Origin of the sequence: Achromobacter aegrifaciens (genome assembly GCF_902859965.1) — a bacterium.
GTDB lineage: Bacteria > Pseudomonadota > Gammaproteobacteria > Burkholderiales > Burkholderiaceae_B > Achromobacter > Achromobacter aegrifaciens.
This window is the reverse complement of record NZ_CADIKO010000001.1, coordinates 1,790,788-1,813,598: the sequence shown is the minus strand read 5'-3', so window position 1 is coordinate 1,813,598 and position 22,811 is coordinate 1,790,788. Positions and strand designations below refer to the sequence as shown.

Here is a 22,811-nt window from a genome sequence, read left to right as displayed (position 1 = left end):
TTGGCGTTTTGCGCGGATTGGGTCCACAATGAAGACGGGACTGTACCAAGCAAGGAGACAGCCATGCGCATTGCAGATGCCCAGTGGATTCCTTCGACCCAGCACCAGACTTGGGATGCTCTGACCGACCCCGCCGTATTGCAGCGATGTATTCCGGGCTGCGTGGAGGTCGCCCAACTCAGTCCGACCGAGTACGCCGTCAAACTGCACGCCAAGGTTGCCGGCATCGACACGGACTACGATGGCGAAATCCTGATGTCCGACGTCGACCCGCACAACAGCTGCACGCTGGTCTTCGAAGGCAAGGGCCGCGCCGCCTGCCTGGCCATCGGAACCGCGCAGATCAATCTCAGCACCAAGGACCAAGGCACGCGGGTCGCCTATACCGTCGCCTGCATGACCGGCGGCAAGCTGGCGGAATACGGTGAGGGGATGTTGCTCAAGGCCGGCGACAAGATCATCCAGAAGTTCTTCGCCACCTTCATCGACTACATGGCCGCCCAGCCCCGCCTCGCGCCGCCGCCCCCTCCCCCCGAACCAGAGCCGCGCGGACTGTCCAATTCGCGTTGGTCTTGGATCATGGTGGTGCTGGTCATCGCGGTTTTCTGGGGTTATCACACCTTCTATAAGTGAAATCCCTGACGCGCGGGTGATATGCTTTGCGGCATGACGCCGCCGCCCGAATCACCGCCCCCCGCCGCCCCCGCCCATACACGACGCGACCTGCTGATGGGCATGGCGGGGGTTTCGGCGACAGTAGTCCTGGCCGCGCTGGACTCCACCATCATCAGCACCACGCTGCCGCGCGTGGCCGAGGCGCTGAACGGCATGGCGCTGTACGCCTGGGTGGGAACGGGCTATCTGCTGGCCACCGCGGCGTCCATCCTGATTTTCGGGCGGCTGGGCGACATGTTTGGCCGCAAGCCCCTGATGTTGCTGTCGGTGCTGATCGTGGCACTGGGCTCTATCGCCTGTGGCCTGTCGCAAAGCATGATGCAGCTGATCATTTTCCGGTCGCTACAGGGCATAGGCGGCGGGATGATGATCGCGACCGCATTCGCCGCGCCGGCTGACCTGTTCCCCGATGCCAAGCAGCGGGTGCGCTGGATGGCGCTGGTGTCAGCGGCGTTCGCCATGGCCAGCGGCATCGGGCCGGTTCTGGGCGGGGCCGCGACGCAGGCGCTGGGCTGGCGCGCGGCCTTCTTCATTGCGCCGATCGCGGCCGCGGGCGCGTTTTTCCTGCTGGCCCGCTACTTTCCCCGCATCCGCCCCATCCACGACGGCAGCCGCAAGATCGACTGGCTGGGCGCCATCCTGCTGGTGCTGGCGGTGGGCGCGCCGCTGGCCGCGCTGGAACTGGCGTTTGCCAGCGGCGACCATGCCCACCCCATGCTGGGCTTGGGCCTGGCGGTGGTGGGTGTGGCGGCTATCGCCATCCTGATTCCCACGGAACGGCGCGTAAGCTCACCCATCTTTCCGCTGCGCGTGCTCGGCGGCGCGGAATCCCGCCTGCTGAACCTGGCGGCGATGATGGTGGGCGCGGTCATGTTCGTGCTGATCTTCTACAGCCCGCTGCTCTTGCAACAGGTACTGAACTACACCCCCAGCGAGGCTGGGCTGCTGCTCACGCCGCTGGTTGCCGCGATTTCGGTGGGCAGCATCATCAACGGCCGCCTGTTCCCCAAGCAGACCGAACCGCAGCGCCTGATGGTGTTCGGCGGCTGCCTGCTGGCAGCTGGTTCGCTGATGGTGCTGCTGATCTCGCCGGGGACCTCGGCCTGGTGGATCCTGGCCGCCTTCTTTGTCAACGGCTGTGCGCTGGGCTTCCTGCTTCCGAACCTGACTCTGTTCATGCAGATGCTGAGCGAGCGGCGCGACGTGGGCGTGGCCTCCGCCCTGGTCCAGACCACGCGCGCCATCGGCAGCGCGCTGGGGACTGCCGTGGTCGGCATCATCATTTCCCATAGCACAGTACTAAACGGAGTGCGCGCGGGTCTGGTGCTGTGTATTGTCCTCTCCCTGACCTGCGCCTTGCTGGCCCATCGCATCAAAATGAGGAACCTGGCCAGTTCGCGGAAATAGCACTTCACGGGAACAATCAAGCATGCGTCACCGCGACCTGTTGGACCTGCTCCTGCTGGCGGCCGTCTGGGGCGGCTCCTTTCTATTCATGCGCGTAGCTGTGCCCGAGTTCGGGCCCATTGCGCTGATCGAGCTGCGGGTGGGCCTTGCTGCCCTTTTTCTGTTACCTGCCGCCATATGGCGCGGCAGGCTGCCCCTAATAGCGCGTCATTGGCGGGCAATCCTGGTCGTAGGTGCATTCAACGCGGCACTGCCCTTCCTGCTGTTTGCATACGCCGCACAATCTCTAGGCGCCGGCTTCCTGTCTGTCGCCAATGCCGTAACCCCTGTCTGGGGCGCGGTGATAGGCTGGCTCTGGCTGAAAGACCGGCTACCTCGCATGCGAGCTCTCGGCTTGCTTATCAGCGTGGGGGGCATCGTGGTGCTGGTATGGGACAAACTTGATTTCAGCGACGGCGGTTCCGGACTACCCGTATTAGCCGCGATTTCCGCGCCAGTCTTCTACGGTTTGGCCGCCAATTGGACCAAACGTTATCTGACCGGAGTGGACGCGTTGGTGAACGCGACCGGCAGCATGCTGGCAGCATCCCTGCTGTTGTTGCCTCTGGCCATCCTGGCTTGGCCCGAACAGCCAGTCTCCCTTCGAGCCTGGCTGGCAATCGCCGTGCTAGCCGTCGTCTGCACGGGAATGGCCTACATCATTTTTTTTCGCCTGATCGCCAATGTAGGGCCGACCGGTGCCGTCAGTGTTACGTTTCTTGTCCCCATTTTTGGACTATTGTGGGGCGTCTGGTTCCTAGGAGAAGCGTTGACGCCTTCAATCCTCGCTGGCGCCGCCATCATTCTCGCAGGCACTGCCCTAGCGTTGGGGCTGCTGCCTCGCGCCGGACGCTAATAGGCGATGCGCGCCGCCAGGTACCTTATCGGGGTAAAATTTTGCGCTTTGACCGGCGCCTCCGAACACTCGCGGCTTTCTCCCGACTCCATGCCGGCTAACGCATTGCAACCAGGAGCATGACCGTGCGGAAGGGCATTATTCTCGCAGGCGGCAGAGGCACCCGTCTCTATCCGATAACGCGCAGCATCAGCAAGCAACTGTTGCCGGTGTTCGACAAACCCATGGTGTATTACCCCTTGTCCGTGCTCATGCTGGCGGGCATCAGGGACGTGCTCATCATCTCCACGCCCGAGGACCTGCCGCGCTTTCGCGAGCTGCTGGGCGACGGCTCGCCCATCGGCATGAATCTTTCCTACGAGGAACAGGACCATCCCCGTGGACTGGCCGATGCCTTTCTGATTGGAGAAGAATTCATCGGCAGCGACGAGGTCTCGTTGATCCTGGGCGACAACATCTTCTATGGGGTCGGTCTGTCGACCGCGCTCAGCCACGCAAGCCGGCGCACGCAAGGTGCAACGGTGTTCAGTTACGACGTGCTGGACCCCCGGCCTTTCGGGGTGGTCGAATTCGACAAGAACGACAAGGCCATCAGCATCGAGGAAAAGCCCGCCGTTCCGAAATCGAACCATGCCGTGACGGGGCTGTACTTCTACGACAACCGGGTCATCGAGTTCGCCCGTTCGCTCAAGCCTTCGCAACGCAACGAGATCGAGATCACCGACCTGAACCGGATCTACCTTGAACTGGGCGAGCTCTATGTCGAACGGCTCGGCCGCGGCTTCGCCTGGCTGGACACCGGCACCGCCGACGGGCTGCTCGATGCCGCAAACCTGGTGGCAACAGTCGAACGTCGGCAAGGCATGAAAATCGCCTGTCCGGAAGAGATCGCCTGGCGCCAGCACTGGATCGATACCGCCGCGCTGCTGGCCTTGGCCGACGGCTATGGCAACAACGCCTATTCCGACTACCTGCGCCGACTGGTCCGCGACACACGATGAGCCGACTTGCCGCCTTCCTGCTGCTAGGCGCCATGATCCTGGCGTCCGCGGCCTCAGTACTCGCTTTCCGCATGCAGATAAACCGCATGGGCGCCTTGCCTGCGGATCTGTGGGGCAAGCTGATGTTCGTGGTCCATGCCTTGCTGTCACCGTTGGCTGTCTTCGCGATGATGTGCTTCGGCATCTCGTTCGTGTGCTGGACGCTGGCGAGCACGAAGCTGCCCTTGAACATTGCCTATCCCCTGACCAGCCTGATATACCCTGTTATCGTGGTGAGCGCCCATTTTCTTTTCGGCGAAGCCCTTGGCTGGCAGCGTATGGCAGGCATCGCCATAATCATGGTCGGCCTCACCGTCAGCAACATGAACCCCTGATCCCTCGCATCGATCCGCCGCGCCCATGGAACCCATTCCCTTCAACCGCCCCCCGAACACCGGCCTCGAACTCCAATACATTGCCCAGGTGATCGAAAGCGGCCATCTGACCGGCGACGGCGCATACACCCGGCGATGCCATGCCTGGCTCGAACAGAACCTGGGCACGGCCAAGGCGCTGCTGACGCATTCCTGCACGGGCGCGCTGGAAATGGCGGCCCTGCTTTGTGGCTTGCGGCCGGGTGATGAAGTCATCATGCCTTCATTCACCTTTGTCAGCACTGCCAACGCGTTCGCGTTGCGTGGCGCGGTGCCGGTATTCGTAGACATCCGCGAAGACACACTCAACCTGGATGAAAGCCGGATCGACGCCGCTATTACCCCTCGTACCCGCGCAGTCGTCCCGGTGCACTACGCCGGCGTGGGCTGCGACATGGATGCCATCTGCGCCATCGCCGCCGAACGCGGACTGAAGATCATTGAAGATGCCGCGCAGGGCTTCGGCTCCACCTGGCGCGGCCAGGCTCTGGGCACACTGGGCGACTACGGCACTCTCAGTTTCCACGGTACCAAGAACATCGTGGCGGGGGAAGCCGGCGCCTTGCTGACGCGTTCGAAGCAAGAAGGGGAACGCGCCGAAGTGACGCGCGAAAAAGGCACGGACCGCTCGCGCTTTCTGCGCGGCGAAGTCGACAAATACACCTGGCAGGAACTCGGATCCTCGTACCTGCCCAGCGATTTGACGGCCGCCTTCCTGCTGGCCCAGTTTGAACACAGCGCCAGCATCAACGCGCGCCGCGTCGCCGCCTGGTCGCGCTATCACGCTGCTTTCGCCGGCCTCGAAGCCGCCGGCAAGCTGCGCCGGCCGTTCATCCCTGATGCGGCGACCCACAACGGACACATCTACTACCTGGTCTTCAACGACGAGCAGGCAAAGACGCGCATGCATCGGGCCCTGGCGCAAGCCGGCATCCAGGCGGCCAGCCACTACGTGTCCTTGCACGACTCGCCCGCTGGCAAGCAGTATGCCCGTGCCAGCGGAGCCTTGCCCGTCACTGACCACGTTACGCGCGCGCTGCTGCGACTGCCGATGTATGCCGACCTCTCGGAATCGGACCAGGACCGTGTCATCCGCATCGTCTTGGCCGAGGCCTGATGCAAGGCGTGCTAGGCGCCGCGCGCCTGCGTTGCATTCCGGCCCTGGCAGCAGCCCTGCTGGCCCCGGTACTGATGATGGCATTGCTGTACCAATATGCCGACCCGCGCTGGATGACCAACGACGATATCGCCATGTCGATGGTTGCGCATGGCTATGGCTTGGCTGACCACGGGTCGCCGAACCTGTTCTTCTCCAACATCCTTTGGGGCTATCTGGTTCGAGCCATACCCACGGTCCATGGCGTGCTGGGTTACTCGATCGCAAGCCTGGCCTCGCTGCTCATCGCCAGCGGCACCCTCCTGTACGCCCTGTGGCGTCTGGGGACGAGCTTCTGGATCGGCCTGCTGGTCTGCGCGCTTGTCCTGGTCCGCCCTGCCCTGTTTCCGCAGTTCACGATCAACGCAGGTCTGCTCAGCCTGGCAGCCATCGCATGCTGGTGCCTATATGCCCGCGACCGCTCATGGCGAGTCTTGGCGGCGGGGTGCGCGCTGTTCCTCGCCGGCTTTCTCGAACGCAACCACGAAGCGCTCATCGTGCTGATCGTGGGCTTGCCTCTGCTGCCATGGCGCACACTTGCCGGTCTCCGGCCCTGCCGGCTTGCGCTGGTCCTGCTCGCCACCATCCTCGTCAGCGCAACCTGGTTTGACAGGCTATCTTATGAAGGCGCCGAGTGGGATTCATTCAATGCGCTCAATCTGCCGCGCGCCGCCTTCACCGACTTTGGCGCCCTCGACAGTCTGGAGCAGCGTCCGGACATCCTGGCGCGCTACGGTTATACGCATAACGACCTGGACCTGCTGAAGCACTGGTTCTTCGTCGATGCGGACATTGCGGATCCAGACAAGCTCAACGCCATGCTCCGGGACTTAGGGCCGTTACCGGCCCAGAATGGCTCCCTGGTTAAAGCGCTGCTCGGCGTGCAAATGCTCTGGTATTCCGATTTTGTGCCGCTGCTTGCGCTCGCCGCGCTCTTGGCGATCGCATACCGGAGCCGCCGCGCCGCCATTTCATGGGCGCTTTGCGTCCTGGCCGTATTCTGCCTGGGGCTGGCCGGACGCCCCGGCACCTTGCATGTCTACTATCCACTGATCGCCACCCTGCTGATGGCGCCGCTGCTGGCATCCCGACCCGCGCAACGCGCGGGGCCGTTGCTGACGGCAGCGATCGGAGCAGCCTGCGCGCTGAACCTGGGCGTCGTGCTGTCCCAGGCCAGCGCCATGGCCGCCGGAGCGCGGGAATTGCGCACCGCTCTCGCGGGCTTCCCTCAAGAGACGGTCGCGATCTGGGGCGCGAACTATCCGTTTGAAGCCATGTACGGCGTGCTGAGCATTCAGCCATCGGCACAAGGCCAACGGTTTTACGGGCTGGGCGTCTTCACCTTGGCGCCCTTCGCGGTATCTCGCGCCGAGCAGTTGACAGGGCGGGGATTTCCGGAACGCCTGCAATCCCCCGAAGGCATCCCGATACTGGCCAATGACGCGTACATCGCCCGGCTCGCCGCCTACTGCGCCGAACGTCGCCATGGCCAACTGCGAGCCTTGGCTGTCCAGCACTTCGGGCCGCTGACCCTGTCGCGGCAACAGTGCAGATGAGTCAGGCCGGAATCGCGGGCAGGGCCTGCGGATTTTCCAGGCGGGCCAGGCCAAAGCCCGTGCGTCCGTAGCCATCGCCGTTATACAGCATGTACCAATCGTCCCCCACCCGGAACACGCAGGGATAGGTCCGCTCGCTCGCCTCCCAGGCTGCGGGCTCGCCAGCGAAGGTCACGCAGTCATCGTGCCGGCGCCAGACGCCATCTGGTCCCGCGTAGGCGAAGCCAAGCCGATAGCCTGGATGGCGTTTGGCGTACCACATCAACCGCCCCTGCCCCCAGGGGACCACGCAGGGCCGCGAAACCGCGAACTCCCGGGGGTCCAGCGACCCGGCCAGCCCGACCTCGACGTCGGGCGAAGACAGCCATGCTAGCCCGTCTCTCGAATTGGCGGACTTCACCACGTGCTGCATTTCCAGGCCTTCTTTGCCCCATTCAAGATGGGTTCCGAACCACATGGTCCATTGCGCACCTTCCTTCAGAACCCAGGGATAGCCCAAGCTGTAGGGATTCGCCTCGCTGCGCCCCACGACGGGAGCAATGGAATGCCTGACGAAGCTGCGACCCTCATCGTGCGAGACGGCCAGACCGATAAAGTTGGTAAACGGCACCCGCAAACCCAACGTCCATCCCAGGTAGTACGCAAGCCAGCGACCGGGCTGCGGCACGACGCAGCCTACCGTCACGCCATCCGCATCGAAGGCGCCCCGGCTACCTGCCTGCAACAGCGGTCCGCGGGCCGGTTCGATGATCTGCCAACTCGAGCCTTGGATCGACAATTCGATGCTGGCCAGGCAAGACCGCCCCGCGGCATCGCGCGGCGAAAAGTAGACCCGCACCCGGCCGCCCTCCAAGGGCACCGCCGTGGGATAGCTGGCGTGGCTTGCAGCCCAATCCACGGCCAGAGGCGCCCCCAGCACCTGGCCCAGCGGACGCCAGACCTGTGCGGCCGGCCCGGAGACGATGGCGCCATGCGTCGCCATGCTCAGATTCTCTTCAGGCGCGAACTAGGCACCCGCGAACGCTCGGCGGCCACCGCCGTGTAGACACCCTCGGGGTCCGCATCCGCAAACAGCGCGGCCCCGGCTCCGATGACGCATCGATCGCCAATGCTGATGTGATCCCGCAGCGTGGCATTCACGCCAATGAAACAGCTCTCGCCGATGCGCACGCCGCCCGAAACCACCACGTGCGACGCAATGAACGTATGGGCGCCGATGGTCGAATGATGGCCGATGTGGTTGCCACTCCAGAGCGTCACGTTGTCGCCGATGCTCACGAAAGGCTGGACTGTATTGTCTTCGAGGATGAAGCAGTTCTCTCCGGGCGGCTCATCGGGGAGGTAGGTGCAGCGCGAACTGACATAACTTGCCAGCGTGTAGCCCAAAGCCTTGGCCGCAAGGAACTTCTCGCGCCTCAGCCGGTTGATGCCGGCATAGCTCAGCGCGATGAACATATCGTGGCTCGCCGGAGGATAGGCTTGCGCCACCTGGTCAAACGCTACCACCGGCCGGCCCTGGAACGAGTCCGTCGTCAAATAGGCAGGGTCCACGGTGAAGGCGGCCACTTCGCGTCCGCCGTCGCGCGTGAAATAGAAATGCGCCAGTTGGGCGATGTCGCCTGCCCCGAAGATCACGATGGGCTTCATGTCACTTTCTCACCAGAAGGGTGAACTCATAGAGTCCGTAGTCGTGCAGGAGCGCGACGCTACGGGAATACTTGCGCTTGCATAGATCAAACCAGTAGCAGGGATCGGCATAGTGCAGGTCCGGGCGCATCTTGTCGCTATCCGAGTAGGACGTAAGGCAATTGAACGCGAAGCCCTTGCTGCTGCTGCGGTCCAGCACGTCCACCGTTGCATGCATATAAGCCGCCCAATCAGACTCCGACTGGCTCAGGCGCACGTTGAAGATCCCGCTGGCCACGCTGTAATCTGCCACGGACGGAGGCTCCGAACCCAGATGAAATGCGGCATGCGCAGGCGCATCGCGGCTTGCAGCCTCTATCATCGCCTCGCTGACGTCCACGCCCATGTATGAAAACCGCGGATAACTCGACTGCAGGTGGTGCAGCAGCGCGCCATAGCCGCAGCCCAGGTCGTTGAGCGAAAAATCCTCATTCTCCCGCAGGATCCGCAACAGTTGCTCAAAGCGCAGGATCTGGCTGTCTGCACTGCTCCAGTCCACGCCCTTCGCGGTGGTGCCGTGGTCCTTGAGCTTCGCCGAATAGTAATCGGCGACCTCATTCAGCAATGTGTCTCGATTCCGTTCGGCCATGTATTTTTCTCACGATAGTGTAGGGACGCTGCTTGGTTTCGGTGAAGATCTTGGAAAGATAGATCCCGATGATCCCAATGAATGAGATCACCAAGCCTCCCATCAGCCAGATCGAAATCATCACCGAGGTCCAGCCGCTGGGCGGGTTGGAGAACAGCAGCCAGTTTGCGACCAGATAGCCCCCGTAAATGAGTGCCACAACCGATATGAGCGCCCCGACATAGAAAATGAAGATCAGCGGCCGATTGCTTACCGAGGTCACTGAATTGACCAACAGCGACAACTTTTGCCTGAACGTATAGCTCGTCGGACTGGTACTGAGCTTGGTGACGACGCGCGCGATTTGGCGAAAACCGGTGATGTACCAAAGGCCAGCCAAAAACACCTCGCGCTCACGAAATTGCAGCAACGCATCGACATAGCGGCGCGTCATGAGGCGCGCGGTGATCAGGTTTTCGGGCAGGGCGAAGCCAGTCAGCCACCTCAAGACCTTGTAGTACAGCACGCCGCTCCAACGCTCGAACAGGCCACCCTTGCGGCGCGCCTGCACGCCATACACCACGTCGGCGCCTTCCTCACGCATGGCCTGATCGAAACTCTCCAGCCATTCGGGGGATTCCTCCAGATCAACGTCGATCAAAAATACCCGTTCGCCACGGGCATGCGTCAACCCGGTCATGATGGCTTTGTGGTGACCGAAGTTTCGGGACAAATCCACCACCACCACTCTGGGATCCTCAGCCACCAGCGCCTCCGCGATCTCCAGCGATTCGTCGGGAGAGCCGTCGTTGACTAGCACGATTTCGTAGTCATCCGTGAGGGCTTGCGCCGCGGCGCTGGCGCGCTGATGGAATTCGCGGATATACGGAGCGGAGCGATACAGGGTCGCCACCACTGACAGCTTCATGCGATCTCCTTGCCTGCGGCGACGTCACGGGCAATGAAACGCGCGGCATCGCGCCCCTTCATGAAAAGCAGGTCCAGCACGGTCACGTCATGGCGAAACTCGCCGTGCAGTTGGGGATATTCGGGATACCCGGCATACGACATCCATTCCACCCCGATGCCGCGTTCATTGAAAATGGACTCATCCAGATAGGCTTGGGCAGCGGGGCCGGACAAGTAGTGCGTGCCGCCTACCGCCTGGCACAGTTCGGCCAGGCGGGTAGTCGGATCGAACCGGTCTAGCGCCTCGAACGGTAGGACTTCATAGGAAGCCTTCAGTTCGGTGTCGATGCCGAGAAAGGCGCAAATCTCGCCGATGAACATCCGATTGATCGCGGAGAGGTTCTCCTGGCTACCAGCGCGGTCATACAAATCCGCGAGCCAGGGCCTGAGCTCGTTCATGAACGGCGCGCGGGCATAGGCCAGCTCCAGGGCGCGCCAATGCTTGGCGGCCCATTTCCTGTCGGCCACTTCTACCTCGCAGATGCGCAGATCCCTGTCGTGGTGAACCGGAATCGTCAGCCAGGCTTCGCCGTTTGCCGTCTTGATCCGGTTGCGTGTGCGCCAATCGCGCCGTGTCGATTGCACGTCGTCCAGGAAAACGAATGTATCCACGGCGCCCATCATGTCGAAATAGCCCTTCCAGGGAATGTAATTCGACTGAATGATGGCTACGCGCTTCTGAGCACTATTCACAATAATGGAGATCCATCCGGAGTCAGCCGATCATTGTATTCAATTGTCGGGACCATAAAAACAATGCGCGGAACGCCCAAGTTCTGCAGTCAGTACTTGTCCGACGTCCCCGTCAGCGCCACCCCTATGCGCAGCAACGTGTAGGACACCGCGTCGACCCAGCGCCGCAGCCATCCCCGGCGCTGATACTCCAGTGGCCGGATGAAGCGCCCGCCTTCCCGGATGGCGGTCTCCAGCCGTTCCTGCAGGTCCCACGAGAATGGCTGGTCGTCCACGACCACATTGGCTTCGCGCGCCAGCAGCAGGCTGAAGGGGTCGAGATTGGACGAGCCCACCGTCGCCACGTTGTCGATGACCGCCACCTTGGCGTGCAGGTAGCTCGGCATGTATTCGTAGATCTCGATGCCGTCGCGCAGCAGCTGGTCGTACAGCGAGCGCGTGGCGTGGTACTGCATGCGGTACTCGATCTTGCCCTGCAGCAAGAGGCGCACGCGCACGCCGCGCGCCGCAGCCTTGGCCAGCGCACGGCGGAACTGGCGGCCGGGGAAGAAGTAGGCGTTGGCGATCAGGATGTCGCGGCGCGCATGCGCGATGCCGTACAGGTAGGCGCGCTCGAAGGTCTGGCGAAAGCGCAGGTTGTCGCGCAGCACCAGCGCGGCGCGCAGGTCGCCACGGGGCGCCACGGAAGCGTGGCGCGGCTTGAGCAGCCGCATGCGGTTCCAGTCGCGCGGATGACGGCGCAGGCGCGCCCAGTTCAGCCGCACCCACAGCAGTTCCTGGGCATAGGCGGCCTCGGTGACCAGCGGCCCCTGCACCTGCACGGCGAAATCGAAGCGCGGCCCGGTGATGCCGTCCGTCGGATCGCGGTCATCGTAGTCGTCGATGATGTTGATGCCGCCGATGAAGGCGATGCGCCCGTCGACCACAGTGACCTTGCGGTGCAGGCGGCGCAGCCGGCTGCGCGACGGAATGTAGCGCGCGAACCAGCGCGGCTCGGGACGGAAGATGCGGCACTGCGCGCCGGCGTTGGTCAGGCGCGTACGCAAGGGATCGACGAACTCAGCGCTGCCGAAGCCGTCGAGCACCACGCGCACCTTGACTCCGCGCCGCACGGCCGCCTCCAGGCAGTCCAACACCTGGGAACCGGTGCGGTCCGGGGTGAAGATGTAGGTTTCCAGGTGCACGCTGACCTGGGCGGCGTCGATGGCCGCGCACAGCGCCGGAAAGAAGTCGGAGCCGTTCTGGAGCAACCGGATATCGTTGCCCACCGTCCAGTCCAGCTTGGACTGCTCTGCCCTCACGGCAGTTCCAGCTCGGCCAGCAAGGGGGAATGATCGGAAAGCCTGGCCCATTCGCGGCCGCGCAGCACGCGCGCGCTGCGCACGGCAAAGCCGCGCTGGTAGATGCGGTCCAGACGGAACCAGGGGAACACCGCGGGGAAGGTGCGGGGCGGCGGCAGCAACAGGCGCGAATTGCCATCCATGCCGAGTTGATTGGTGCGTTCCATGACGGACACGCCGCTATTGGGCAGCCCGCGCAGCGCGTTGCTCAGCCGTTTGACGGAGTCGCGCAGGCGCGGCAATTCGCCGCCATGGCTGCGCGGGGCATGCGAGAACACTTCATACAGGCCCAGCTGCTGCACGAACAGGGGCGCCAGACGGTCGCCCCAATCGTTGAAATCACCCGCGATGAGGATCGGCTCACCGTCCGGCACCATGCGGCGGATGCGCTCGGTCAGCGCCAGGATCTGGCGGCTGCGGCTGCCGGCGAACAAGCCCAGGTGCACGACGAAGCAATGCACCGCGCGCCCGTCGAGTTCGATGCGCGCGTGCAGCAGTCCGCGCTGCTCCAGCCGATGGTCGGAGATGTCCTGGTTTTCGTGGTCGAGGATAGGGAAACGCGACAACAGCGCGTTGCCGTGGTCCGTCTCATGGCGGATGGCATTGCGGCCGTAGGCCACGTCCAGCCGCAAGGCGGCGGCAAGCGATTCGTGCTGAGCGTCGAGCAGGGATTTCTGCTCATTGCGGCCCTGGACTTCCTGTAGGAAGACCAGATCCGGACGCAGGCCATACAGGCCCAGACGCAATTCGTTCAGGGAGTCGCGCCGGCCCAATGCCGAGCGGCCCTTATGTATGTTGTAGCTGACGACGCGGATGAGCGACATGGAAAATGGCGCCTTTCAAAACTGGGGAACCACCGGCCGCAGCAAAAAAAGCAGCCCGGCCAGCACCGCCCACAAGCAGGCGGCGTTTGCCAGATTACTCCAATTCAGAAGACAGTTCCTGCGCTTGCGGCGCACGCCCCTGCCCTCCAGGAACAACAACTTTCACTGCTCAATCGAGGCGCGAACCCCGCAAGCAAACAACGCCCCCCAAGCCGGGCCGCACGGATCCGGCTCCGCCGGTCCGTAGCGGCGCCCCCCTGGGGGGAAGCGCCTACGGCGCTTCGGGGGGGATCACTTCGTTTCTACGTTGCGCAGACGGATGTGCAGTTCGCGCAATTGCTTCTCGTCGACCTCGGACGGCGCTTGCGTCAGCAGACACTGGGCGCGCTGGGTCTTCGGGAAGGCGATCACGTCGCGGATCGATTCGGCGCCAGTCATCATCGTGACGATGCGATCCAGGCCGAAAGCGATGCCACCATGCGGAGGCGCGCCGTATTGCAGCGCGTCGAGCAGGAAGCCGAACTTCTCGCGGGCTTCCTCGGCGCCGATCTTGAGCGCGCGGAACACCTTGCTCTGCACTTCCTCGCGGTGGATACGGACCGAGCCGCCGCCGATTTCCCAACCGTTCAGCACCATGTCGTAGGCCTTGGCGAAAGCCTTGCTGGGATCGGATTCCAGGAAGTCCTCGTGGCCGTCCTTCGGGCTGGTGAAGGGGTGGTGGGCGGCGGTGTAGCGGCCGTCTTCCTCGTCGTATTCGAACATCGGGAAGTCGACAACCCACAGCGGCTTCCAGCCGGCGGTGGACAGGCCGGTCTTCTTGCCGAATTCGCTGTGGCCGATCTTCACGCGCAGCGCGCCGATGGCGTCGTTGACGACCTTTTCACGGTCAGCGCCGAAGAAAATGATGTCGCCGTCCTGCGCGCCGGTGCGCTTGACCAGTTCGGCCAGGGCAGCGTCATGCAGGTTCTTGACGATGGGCGATTGCAGGCCGTCGCGGCCCTTGGCCACTTCGTTGACCTTGATGTAGGCCAGGCCCTTGGCGCCGTAGATGCCGACGAACTGGGTGTAGCCGTCGATCTCGCTGCGCGACATCTCGGCGCCGCCCGGCACGCGCAAGGCGACCACGCGGCTGCCGGGCGCCGTGGCGGCGGCGGCGAACACCTTGAAGTCCACGTCGCGCATGACGTCGGTCATGTCGGTGAATTCGAGGTTCACGCGCAGGTCCGGCTTGTCCGAGCCGTAGCGGCGCATGGCTTCGGTCCAGGTCATGATCGGGAACGGCGTCGGCAGATCGACGTCCTGCACCACCTTGAACACGTGGCGAATCATGTTCTCGAAGATTTCACGGATCTCGAACTCGTTCAGGAACGAGGTTTCGCAGTCGATCTGGGTGAATTCGGGCTGGCGGTCGGCGCGCAGGTCTTCGTCGCGGAAGCACTTGGTGATCTGGTAGTAGCGGTCGAAACCGGACACCATCAGCATCTGCTTGAACAGCTGCGGCGATTGCGGCAGCGCGAAGAAGTGGCCGGCGTTGACGCGCGAAGGCACCAGGTAGTCGCGCGCGCCTTCGGGCGTGCTCTTGGTCAGCATCGGGGTTTCGATGTCGATGAAGCCCAGCTGGTCCAGGAACTTGCGCACTTCGATGGACACGCGGTAGCGCAGCATCAGGTTGCGCTGCATCTGCGGACGGCGCAGGTCCAGCACGCGGTGCGTGAGGCGCGTCGTTTCCGAGAGGTTGTCGTCGTCCAGTTGGAACGGCGGCGTGACCGACGCGTTCAGGATCTCGACTTCCTTGCAGAGCACTTCGATTTCGCCCGAAGCCAGCTCGGCGTTGGCAGTGCCCGCCGGACGCTCGCGCACCAGGCCGGTGACGCGGATGCAGAATTCGTTGCGCAGGCGCTCCGCGGTGGCGAAGGCGGCATTGTCCGGATCGAACACGATCTGCGCCAGGCCCGCGCGGTCGCGCAGGTCGATGAAGATGACCCCGCCGTGGTCGCGGCGGCGGTTCACCCAGCCGTACAGGGTGACGGTCTGGCCGAGATGGTCACGGCAAACCTGGCCGGTGTAGCAGGTACGCATGCGGGGGACTCCGTTTATGTGCTTGGTTATAGCGTAAGGGTTACGAATCGGCGCGAGGCGTGTCTTGCACGCCGGGAGCCGGGACGGGCGCGGCCGGCCGGTCCGCGGGCGTCGCCGCCTGGACCGGGGCGACCACGCCCATGGAAACGATGTACTTCAATGCCGCGTCCACGCTCATCTGAAGATCCATGACGTCAGCGCGCGGAACCATCAGGAAAAAGCCGGACGTGGGATTCGGCGTGGTCGGCACGTACACGCTGATGTGATCGCCGGGAAGCCGGTCGGCCACTTCGCCGCTGGGCGTGCCGGTAACGAAAGCGATGGTCCAGCTGCCGGCGCGCGGATACTGCACCAGCACCGCGCGGCGGAACGCCTGACCATTCGGAGCAAGCACGGTATCGCTGACCTGCTTGACCGAGTTGTAGATCGAACGCACCAGCGGTATGCGTCCCAGCAGGTTTTCCCACTGGTCCACCATGGTGCGGCCGATCAGGTTGGCGGCGAATACGCCCGTCAGAAGCACCACCACGATGACCAGGACGAAGCGGAAGCCGGGGATGTCGATGCCGAACAGCGATTCGGACGACAGGAAGCCGGGCACGAACCCTTCGAGGGTCGCGACCAGCAAGCCCAGCACCCACACCGTGATGACCAGGGGAACCCAGATCAGCAGGCCGGTGATGAAGTACTTCTTGATGACGCGCATACGCATCGCGTGTGCTCTAGGAGGCGGCGCTACCGGCTGCAGGCGTCGCCGGGGCGGCCGGAGCTGCGGGCGCGGCTGCGGGCGCGGGCGCGGCGCTTTCAGCCGGGGCCGGCGTGCTGGCCGAGGCCGAACCGCCGCTGCCGTTGCCGCGGAAGTCCGTGACATACCAGCCGGAGCCCTTGAGCTGGAACCCAGCCGCGGTCACCTGCTTGGAGAACGTGCTTTCGCCACATTCGGGGCAAACCGAAAGCGGCGCATCGGAAATCTTCTGCAAGACGTCTTTGGCATGGCCGCAGGCGCTGCACTTGTAAGCGTAAATGGGCATCTAGGGCTCCCAGGCGCGGGCCCGGCATATCAAGAGCCGCTGTCGCCGGACGCAATGTCCGGGGCCGGATCGGGTCGCAAGACCTGCTCCGAACGGAAGCGGCGGGTGGGCGAGGCCGGAAAAAATACGGGAAAGTCTTGAATTTTAGCGGTTTTTCGTGAACGGCCGGTGTCCGGCCCCGGCGGCCCGCCTTGGGCGGCGCCTCAGGGGCATCCCGAGGGCCGTCTCCCTAGACAGGAAGCAGGAACATGACCGCCGCCACCAGGGTCGGCGCCAGGGCCGACAGGAACAGCCGCCCCGACGAAATGCTGCCGTCCGGGAAGTGGTTCTTCAGGATGGCGAAGCCAGCCGGGTTGGGCGCATTGGCGATCACCGTCAGCCCGCCGCCCGTGACCGCGCCGGCCACCAGCATGTAGCGCCAGGCCTCGCTGGTGCCTTCGACCAGCGAACCCAGGTAGGTCAGCGCGGCGTTGTCGGTGATGGCGGTGAGCGCGGTAGCGCCCCAGAACAGCACGAAAGGTTCAAGCCCGCCCAGCAGGTCCTGCAGCCACCACTTCTGCAGGCCGCCCAGCACCACCAGCCCGGCCAGGAAGAAGCCGACCATCAGGCCTTCCTTGATCATCAGGCGGCTCTGGTGGCGCTTGTAGGCTTCGGCAAAGCCGATGAACATCATCAACAGGCCCAGGAAGATGGCCGGATGATGCGCGCTGAGCACCACGGCGACCAGGAAGACCAGGTGCACCAGCATGACCAGCAGCGGCACTGGCCCGCGCGCATCGCCGCCTTCGGGCGCGTCGACGCCGCCGCCCGTGCCCACCGACCGCTCCAGCAGCGCCTTGCGGCAGATGAAGGTCAACAGCGCCGCATTCAGGCAGACGGCAATCGCGGCACGCCAGCCGAAATGCTGCACCATGAAGGTGGAGTCCCAGCCGAAGGTGGAGGCCACCATCAGCACGGGCGGCGCGGCATAGGAAGTCAGCACGCCGCCGATGGAGACGTTGACGAACAGCACGCCCAGCGTCAGGTATTTGAAGCCCGCGCGCCCGCTGCTGCGGAAATAGGCGTCGCGCAACAGAATGGCAGCCAGCGTCATCGCGGCGGGTTCGGTGATGAAGGAGCCGCCCAACGGCACCAGCGACATCACGACAAAGAAAGTGGCGAGTTCGCGCGGCAGCGGCAGCACGCGCGCCACCAGGCGCACCAGCGTCCCCACCAGTTCCAATATAGGCCGGCTGGCCGCCACCACCATGATCACGAAGACGAACAGCGGCTCGGTGAAGTTGCGCGTGTCCATGTACTCGATGGCATGCGAGGGGCCGGCCAGCGCCGCCATCGCCACGATCAGCACGAAGGCCCAGACGCCGAACACGGCCTCGACTTCGGAGAACAGATGCCAGAAGCCCGCATGCGGTCCGCCACGGTGCGCGAGCCGCGCGAAGAACGGAACCGAGAAGGTATGAAGAACCGCCACGGCGAACAGGAGGGTGGCGATGACTTCAAGTGTCTGGGGCATGTAAACGACTTCCGGAAGAGGGATACGACAGCGCGGACGCCGCCCGGCGGGCCTGCGGGACAAGGGTCGCAATATAGCGCAAGGCCCTTGCCGTGTAACGCAGGGTCAACACCAAGGCGCGCATGTCCGCGCCGCTATTCCCGCAGGTATTGCGCGCTGGTCAATGCGTCCTGCGCGCATGCCGGAACGGCAGCAGCCGCAGGTCCAGCGCCGCGGGGCCGGGCGCGTCGACGTCGATGATCGCAGCGCACAGCGGCAGGAAGGCCGCTCGGAAGTGGTTCTTGGCCTTCACGCACAGCAGCCGCACCTGATCGAGATCGAGGCCATGCAAGGTGAAGAAGCCCGGATCGTTGGCCGGCGCCACCAGCTCGGTGACGATGACCTGCACATTGGGCCTGTCGCGCAGCGACAGCAGCGCGGTGCGGCCGCAGCTCGTGCGCACGCCCGTTTCCATCGGACCCGTATTGCTGAATTCGCCATCGGTGTAGCGTTCGACCCGGAACGCCGCACGCACCGGCGCGCCGAAATCGCGGCTCACGCGGCCGCCCAGTTCCAGTTCGCAGTGGCCGCCCAAGCCCGCTTCGTGCGCGCGCTGCACTGCCTCCGGATCCGCGAAACTGGCGAACACGCAAGGCAGGTCGATCGACGCATCCAGCAAGGCGCGGAACAGCGCCGGCGTGTCGCACACGCCTCCCGACAAGGGGTTGTCACCCGGGTCGGTGACGGCCACCAGGCCGCCCGCGCGCGCCGCTTCCACGGCTTGCGCCAATCCCTGTTGCGGCGTCGGCAAGGTGACCGCAAACGCGGGCTCCAGACGCCGCATCGCCGCCTTCATGGTTTCGGCCACGGCCTGCGCCCGCGCGCCGGCGGCATCGCGAGTCATGTCGGCCACCACCAGCACCGATGCCCCGGTATCGACGGTGTCCGCATACGGAAAGCCGCCAAACACCGAGACTTCGACCACGCCCTCGCCGCACTGGACTGCCGCGAGATCCTGCAATTCGCGCATGGGCCCAGCATCGGTGCGCATGTTGAAGCTGGACAACAGCAGGTCCGGCTTGGCCACCAGCACCCGCGGCGACAGCGTGCCGGCCTGCGTGCGCAGCAACATGTCGAGCACCCGGCTCGCCGCCTCGCGCATGTCTATGTGGGGATAGGTCTTGTAGCCGCTGGCGCAGTCCAGCAGGCCGCCCAGCTCAGGGGCCAGGTTGGCGTGCAGGTCGAAGCTCGCGCCCAGGGGCACGTCGGGCAACAAGGCCCGCACGGCCCGCACGAAATCCAGATCGGGTGTCTGGCGCAGGTCGGTGATGGCGGCGCCATGCAGCGACAGGTAGACGGCGTCCCAGCCATCCTCGTCCGCGGCCAGTCCGGCCAGCACCTCTTCGGTAAAGGCACGGTGCACGGCGTCGTCTATCGGCCCGCCAGGCAGAGCGGACGCGCAGCGCAAGGCCACGACCTCCCAGTCCGGATGCGCGCGGGCGAACTCGGCCACTTCGCCCAGTTCGGTGGCCGTGCCGGCGGCGGCGGCCAGGGCGTCGCCGCCCTTGCGCCACTCGCGTCGTTCGAAATCCGCCATGGTGCAGGGCGCCGGACAGAAGGCGTTGCCTTCGTACCAGAAGCGCGCCACCGCCAGCCTTTTCTTCGTGCGCTTGCCCATGCTTTTCCCCGCTTATTCCGGACGGATGTCGGTGCCTTCGATCAGGACGCGGTACTTCTCGCGTTCCGTCTGCAGATGCTGCGCCAAGGCTTGCGGCGTGCCGCCCATGGGCTGCGCGGCCAAGGCGGCCAACCGTTCGCGCGTGGCGGGCGCATCCAGCACCCGCTGGGCGGCGGCGTTCAGTTTGTCGATGACGGGCTGCGGCGTGCCGGCCGGCGCCATCACCACGAACCACGAGGTCAGCTCGAATCCCGGCACGGACTGCGCAATGGCGGCCACGCCCGGCGCGGCGGCCACTGGTTGGGCCGAGGTCACGCCCAGCGCCACCAGCTTGCCCGCCTTGATCAGCGGCAAGGCGGTGGGCAGGTTGTCGGCCGACAGGTCGATCTGGCCCCCCAGCAGGTCATTGTTGGCCTGGCTGGCGCCCTTGTACGGCACATGGCGGATGTCCACCTTGCCCATGCGCTTGATCATCTCCAGCGCCAGATGGCCCGAGCTGCCCACGCCGGGCGATCCCCAGTTCAGGCGGCCGGGCTCGGCGCGCGCGGTACGCAGCAGGTCATCCATGTTCTTCAGGCCAGAGCCGGGATGCGTCAGCACCACGTTGGGCACCTGCGCCACGTAGGCAACCGGCGCGAAGTCCTTGGCCGGGTCGTAGCCGATCTTCTTGTAGACGTAGGCGTTGATGATCTGCGTGCCGGGCGTGCCCAGCAGCAAGGTGTAGCCGTCCGGCTGTGCATGCGCCACCTCGGACGCGCCCAGGCTGCCGCCCGCGCCGGCCTTGTTGACCACCACCACGGACTGGCCGAGCTCCGCGCCGAGGCCTTCGGCCATCAGGCGGCCCAGCAAGTCGGTCGTGCCGCCAGCGGCGAACGGCACCACCAGGCGCACCGGCTGCTCCGGCCAGGCGGCGCTGGCCGGAGCAGCCGCGCCCAACGCGGCAGCCGCCGCAATCCCGAAAGTCCAACGACGCAACAGATGGGAAAACTTCATGACGCCCCCTTGAGCGAATGATGACGATGCAACGGCCTACGTGGCAATAAAACCGTTTGGTTTATTTTCACAACAAATATACCATGTGTTTTATTTGACAAACCACACCACTCACGACGCCATGAGCCGCATCATCCATCGCAACTCCAGCCCCCTGCCCATCGCCATCAAGGGCGAAGGCAGCTTCATCGTCGACCAGGAAGGCCGACGCTACTTCGACGCCTCGGGCGGCGCGGCGGTCTCGTGCCTGGGACACGCTCACCCCGAAGTGCGCGCCGCGGCCGTCGCGCAGCTAGACGCGCTGGAGTACGCGCACACCAGCTTCTTCACCACCCCGGCCGCCGAAGAACTGGCCGATCTCCTGGCGGCCAACAGCCCGGCGGGCCTGGGCAACGCCTACTTCGTTTCGGGCGGTTCGGAAGCGGTCGAGACCGCCCTGAAGATGGCGCGCCAGTACCACGTCGAGCGCGGCGAGCCCGGGCGCTACCGCTACATCGCACGGCGCCAGAGCTATCACGGCAACACGTTGGCGGCCTTGTCGGTGGGCGGCAACGCCGGCCGCCGCGCGCTGTACCAGCCCGTGTTGATCGAAAGCCATCACGTCTCGCCCTGCTTTGCCCTGCACTATCGCGAAGCCGGGGAAAGCGACGAGCAATACACCGACCGCCTGGCGGCGGAACTGGACGCAGAGATCCTGCGGCTGGGTCCGACCACGGTGTCCGCGTTCATCGCGGAAACCGTGGTCGGCGCCACTGCGGGAACGGTCGCGCCGCTACCGGGCTACTTTCGCAAGATCCGCCAGGTATGCGACCGCCATGGCGTGCTCTTGATCCTGGACGAGGTCATGTGCGGGCTGGGCCGCACCGGCAGTTATCACGCCTTCGAGCAGGAAGGCGTGGTGCCGGATCTGCTGACGCTGGCCAAGGGTCTGGGCGGCGGTTATGTGCCTATCGGCGCCGTGCTGGCGCACGACCGCGTCATCGGCGCCATCAACGCGGGCTCGGGCTCGTTCCAGCACGGCTACACCTACGTCGGCCATCCGGTGGCTTGCGCCGCGGCGCTGGCAGTGCAGCGCATCGTGCTGCGCGACAAGCTGGTGGCGCGCGTCGCCGACATGGGCGCGCAATTCGGCGCCATGCTGGCAGCGCGCCTGGAACGACACCCGCACGTCGCCGACATCCGCGGCCGGGGCCTGTTCTGGAGCGTGGAGCTGGCCGAGGATCCCGGCAGCCTGCGCGCGTTCGCGCCGCAGCGCCGCCTGCATGCGCGCATCAAGACGCAGGCGCGCGAACTGGGCCTGCTGTGCTATCCGGGCGGCGGCACCATAGACGGCAAGCTTGGCGACCACGTGCTGCTGGCGCCGCCCTACCTCAGCACGGCCGATGAACTGGCCTTCGCGGTGGACGCGCTGGCCAGCGCCATCGACCTGGCGCTGGCGGACGATGCGCCATAATACGCGGCACCTTACCCGGAGCGCAGATGGATAAAGCCGCCATCGACAAACTGATCGAAGCCCAGTTTTCCGCCCTGCCGCCCAAGCTGCGGCAGGCGGCCCGCTATGCGATCGATCATCCCAAGGACATCGCCCTGGAGTCGATGCGCGCCGCGGCCGGCCATGCCGGCGTGCAGGCCGGCGTCATGCTACGCCTGGCGCGGCAGCTGGGTTTCGATACCTACGAAGGGTTCCGCCAGCCCTACCGCGACTGGCTGGCCGAAGGCGGGTCCAGCTTCGCGGGCCGCGCCACCGCGCTGCGCAAGCGGCCGCAGCACGACGCAGACGCGGGGCTGGTCGCCGACATCCTCGACGCCGAAGTGCGCAACCTGGGCAGCAGCCTGGGTCCCGCCGCCCTGCCCGCGCTGAAGGCCGCGCATGGCCTGCTGGCGGGCGCGCGCCGCATCTATGTCATCGGTCTGCGCAGCCTGTATCCAGCCGCCTATCACTTCAGCTATGCCTGCGGCATGTTCCTGGACAAGGTGACCTTGCTCAGCGGCGTCGGCGGCACCTTGGCCGATGAGTTGCGCCGCATCGGACCGGATGACGCGCTGGTCGCCTTCAGCCAGGCGCCTTACGCGCAGGCGGCAGTCACGGCCGTGGAATTCGCGCGTGAGCGCGGCGCCGGCGTGGTGGCGGTCACGGACAGCGCAGTGTCGCCGATCGCCCCGGGCGCCAAGGCGCTGCTGCTGGTGGCCAACGACACGCCCTCGCTGTTCCCCTCGGTGGTGCCTGCGCTGTCCATCGCGCAAACGCTGGCCGCCATGCTGGTGGCGCACAGCGGCGAGGAGAGCCTGCGCGAAATCGGCAACAGCGAAGCCCAGCTGCAACGCTTCGGCGTATACGCCGAAAAGCGGTAAGGA

At 65.0% G+C, this 22,811-nt stretch carries 22 protein-coding genes; 9 read left to right on the top strand and 13 right to left on the bottom strand.

What is annotated here, in order from left to right:
- Positions 1 to 63 precede the first annotated feature (63 nt).
- The 7 genes from HV793_RS08465 to HV793_RS08435 all read left to right on the top strand — a co-directional run bounded on the left by HV793_RS08465 (position 64) and on the right by HV793_RS08435 (position 7,103).
- A complete protein-coding gene (locus HV793_RS08465) occupies positions 64 to 633 on the top strand; it encodes an SRPBCC family protein (RefSeq protein ID WP_175212978.1) in 570 nt (189 codons plus the stop codon).
- 96 nt (positions 634 to 729) lie between these two features.
- Positions 730 to 2,082 (top strand): MFS transporter, encoded by a 1,353-nt coding sequence (locus HV793_RS08460; protein WP_175213169.1) that lies wholly within the window; start codon positions 730 to 732, stop codon positions 2,080 to 2,082.
- A 22-nt stretch (positions 2,083 to 2,104) separates the two neighbouring features.
- Complete coding sequence (locus tag HV793_RS08455; RefSeq protein ID WP_125471193.1) at positions 2,105 to 2,977, top strand: DMT family transporter; 873 nt, start codon at positions 2,105 to 2,107, stop codon at positions 2,975 to 2,977.
- A 119-nt stretch (positions 2,978 to 3,096) separates the two neighbouring features.
- Entirely contained in the window at positions 3,097 to 3,978 is an 882-nt protein-coding gene (gene rfbA, locus HV793_RS08450; protein WP_125471194.1) for a glucose-1-phosphate thymidylyltransferase RfbA, read from the top strand.
- Positions 3,975 to 4,352 (top strand): DMT family transporter, encoded by a 378-nt coding sequence (locus HV793_RS08445; protein WP_125471195.1) that lies wholly within the window; start codon positions 3,975 to 3,977, stop codon positions 4,350 to 4,352. The genes rfbA and HV793_RS08445 overlap by 4 nt, the downstream gene beginning before the upstream one ends.
- Before the next feature lie 25 nt (positions 4,353 to 4,377).
- Entirely contained in the window at positions 4,378 to 5,508 is a 1,131-nt protein-coding gene (gene rffA / locus HV793_RS08440; protein WP_125471196.1) for a dTDP-4-amino-4,6-dideoxygalactose transaminase, read from the top strand.
- Positions 5,508 to 7,103, top strand: coding sequence for a hypothetical protein (locus HV793_RS08435; RefSeq protein ID WP_175212977.1), 1,596 nt, complete (start codon positions 5,508 to 5,510; stop codon positions 7,101 to 7,103). Before rffA ends, HV793_RS08435 begins: the two co-directional genes overlap by 1 nt.
- Before the next feature lies 1 nt (position 7,104).
- Here the strand turns inward: HV793_RS08435 and HV793_RS08430 are convergent, their stop codons facing one another.
- The 13 genes from HV793_RS08430 to HV793_RS08370 form a co-directional block, all read right to left on the bottom strand.
- A complete protein-coding gene (locus HV793_RS08430) occupies positions 7,105 to 8,085 on the bottom strand; it encodes a glycoside hydrolase family protein (protein ID WP_125471198.1) in 981 nt (326 codons plus the stop codon).
- A 2-nt stretch (positions 8,086 to 8,087) separates the two neighbouring features.
- A complete protein-coding gene (locus tag HV793_RS08425) occupies positions 8,088 to 8,750 on the bottom strand; it encodes an acetyltransferase (RefSeq protein WP_125471199.1) in 663 nt (220 codons plus the stop codon).
- 1 nt (position 8,751) lies between these two features.
- A complete protein-coding gene (locus HV793_RS08420; protein WP_175212976.1) occupies positions 8,752 to 9,378 on the bottom strand; it encodes a class I SAM-dependent methyltransferase in 627 nt (208 codons plus the stop codon).
- Positions 9,344 to 10,285, bottom strand: a complete 942-nt coding sequence (locus HV793_RS08415) for a glycosyltransferase family 2 protein (RefSeq protein ID WP_125471200.1) — start codon at positions 10,283 to 10,285, stop codon at positions 9,344 to 9,346. The genes HV793_RS08420 and HV793_RS08415 overlap by 35 nt, the downstream gene beginning before the upstream one ends.
- Positions 10,282 to 11,019 carry a WbqC family protein gene (locus HV793_RS08410; protein WP_279636156.1) on the bottom strand — a complete coding sequence of 246 codons (738 nt, stop codon included), beginning with the start codon at positions 11,017 to 11,019 and terminating at the stop codon, positions 10,282 to 10,284. The genes HV793_RS08415 and HV793_RS08410 overlap by 4 nt, the downstream gene beginning before the upstream one ends.
- 89 nt (positions 11,020 to 11,108) lie before the next feature.
- A complete protein-coding gene (clsB, locus tag HV793_RS08405; RefSeq protein WP_175212975.1) occupies positions 11,109 to 12,320 on the bottom strand; it encodes a cardiolipin synthase ClsB in 1,212 nt (403 codons plus the stop codon).
- Positions 12,317 to 13,183: an endonuclease/exonuclease/phosphatase family protein gene (locus HV793_RS08400; RefSeq protein ID WP_054457124.1), complete on the bottom strand. Its 867-nt coding sequence runs from the start codon at positions 13,181 to 13,183 to the stop codon at positions 12,317 to 12,319. Before HV793_RS08400 ends, clsB begins: the two co-directional genes overlap by 4 nt.
- Before the next feature lie 291 nt (positions 13,184 to 13,474).
- On the bottom strand, positions 13,475 to 15,262 hold the full coding sequence (gene aspS / locus HV793_RS08395; RefSeq protein ID WP_054457125.1) for an aspartate--tRNA ligase: 1,788 nt from the start codon (positions 15,260 to 15,262) through the stop codon (positions 13,475 to 13,477).
- Between the two features lie 40 nt (positions 15,263 to 15,302).
- Entirely contained in the window at positions 15,303 to 15,968 is a 666-nt protein-coding gene (locus HV793_RS08390; protein WP_054457127.1) for a DUF502 domain-containing protein, read from the bottom strand.
- Between the two features lie 16 nt (positions 15,969 to 15,984).
- Positions 15,985 to 16,293, bottom strand: a complete 309-nt coding sequence (locus HV793_RS08385) for an FmdB family zinc ribbon protein (RefSeq protein ID WP_175212974.1) — start codon at positions 16,291 to 16,293, stop codon at positions 15,985 to 15,987.
- 229 nt (positions 16,294 to 16,522) lie between these two features.
- Complete coding sequence (locus HV793_RS08380; protein WP_054457131.1) at positions 16,523 to 17,806, bottom strand: putative Na+/H+ antiporter; 1,284 nt, start codon at positions 17,804 to 17,806, stop codon at positions 16,523 to 16,525.
- 160 nt (positions 17,807 to 17,966) lie between these two features.
- The gene (locus HV793_RS08375) at positions 17,967 to 19,463 is read right to left on the bottom strand and encodes a M81 family metallopeptidase (protein ID WP_175212973.1); all 1,497 of its coding nucleotides are present in this window, start codon (positions 19,461 to 19,463) and stop codon (positions 17,967 to 17,969) included.
- Between the two features lie 12 nt (positions 19,464 to 19,475).
- Complete coding sequence (locus tag HV793_RS08370) at positions 19,476 to 20,456, bottom strand: Bug family tripartite tricarboxylate transporter substrate binding protein (protein WP_054457135.1); 981 nt, start codon at positions 20,454 to 20,456, stop codon at positions 19,476 to 19,478.
- A 121-nt stretch (positions 20,457 to 20,577) separates the two neighbouring features.
- Here HV793_RS08370 and HV793_RS08365 point away from each other — a divergent pair, with 121 nt between their 5' ends.
- Complete coding sequence (locus tag HV793_RS08365) at positions 20,578 to 21,909, top strand: aspartate aminotransferase family protein (protein ID WP_175212972.1); 1,332 nt, start codon at positions 20,578 to 20,580, stop codon at positions 21,907 to 21,909.
- Between the two features lie 26 nt (positions 21,910 to 21,935).
- Complete coding sequence (locus tag HV793_RS08360) at positions 21,936 to 22,808, top strand: MurR/RpiR family transcriptional regulator (RefSeq protein WP_175212971.1); 873 nt, start codon at positions 21,936 to 21,938, stop codon at positions 22,806 to 22,808.
- Positions 22,809 to 22,811 lie beyond the last annotated feature (3 nt).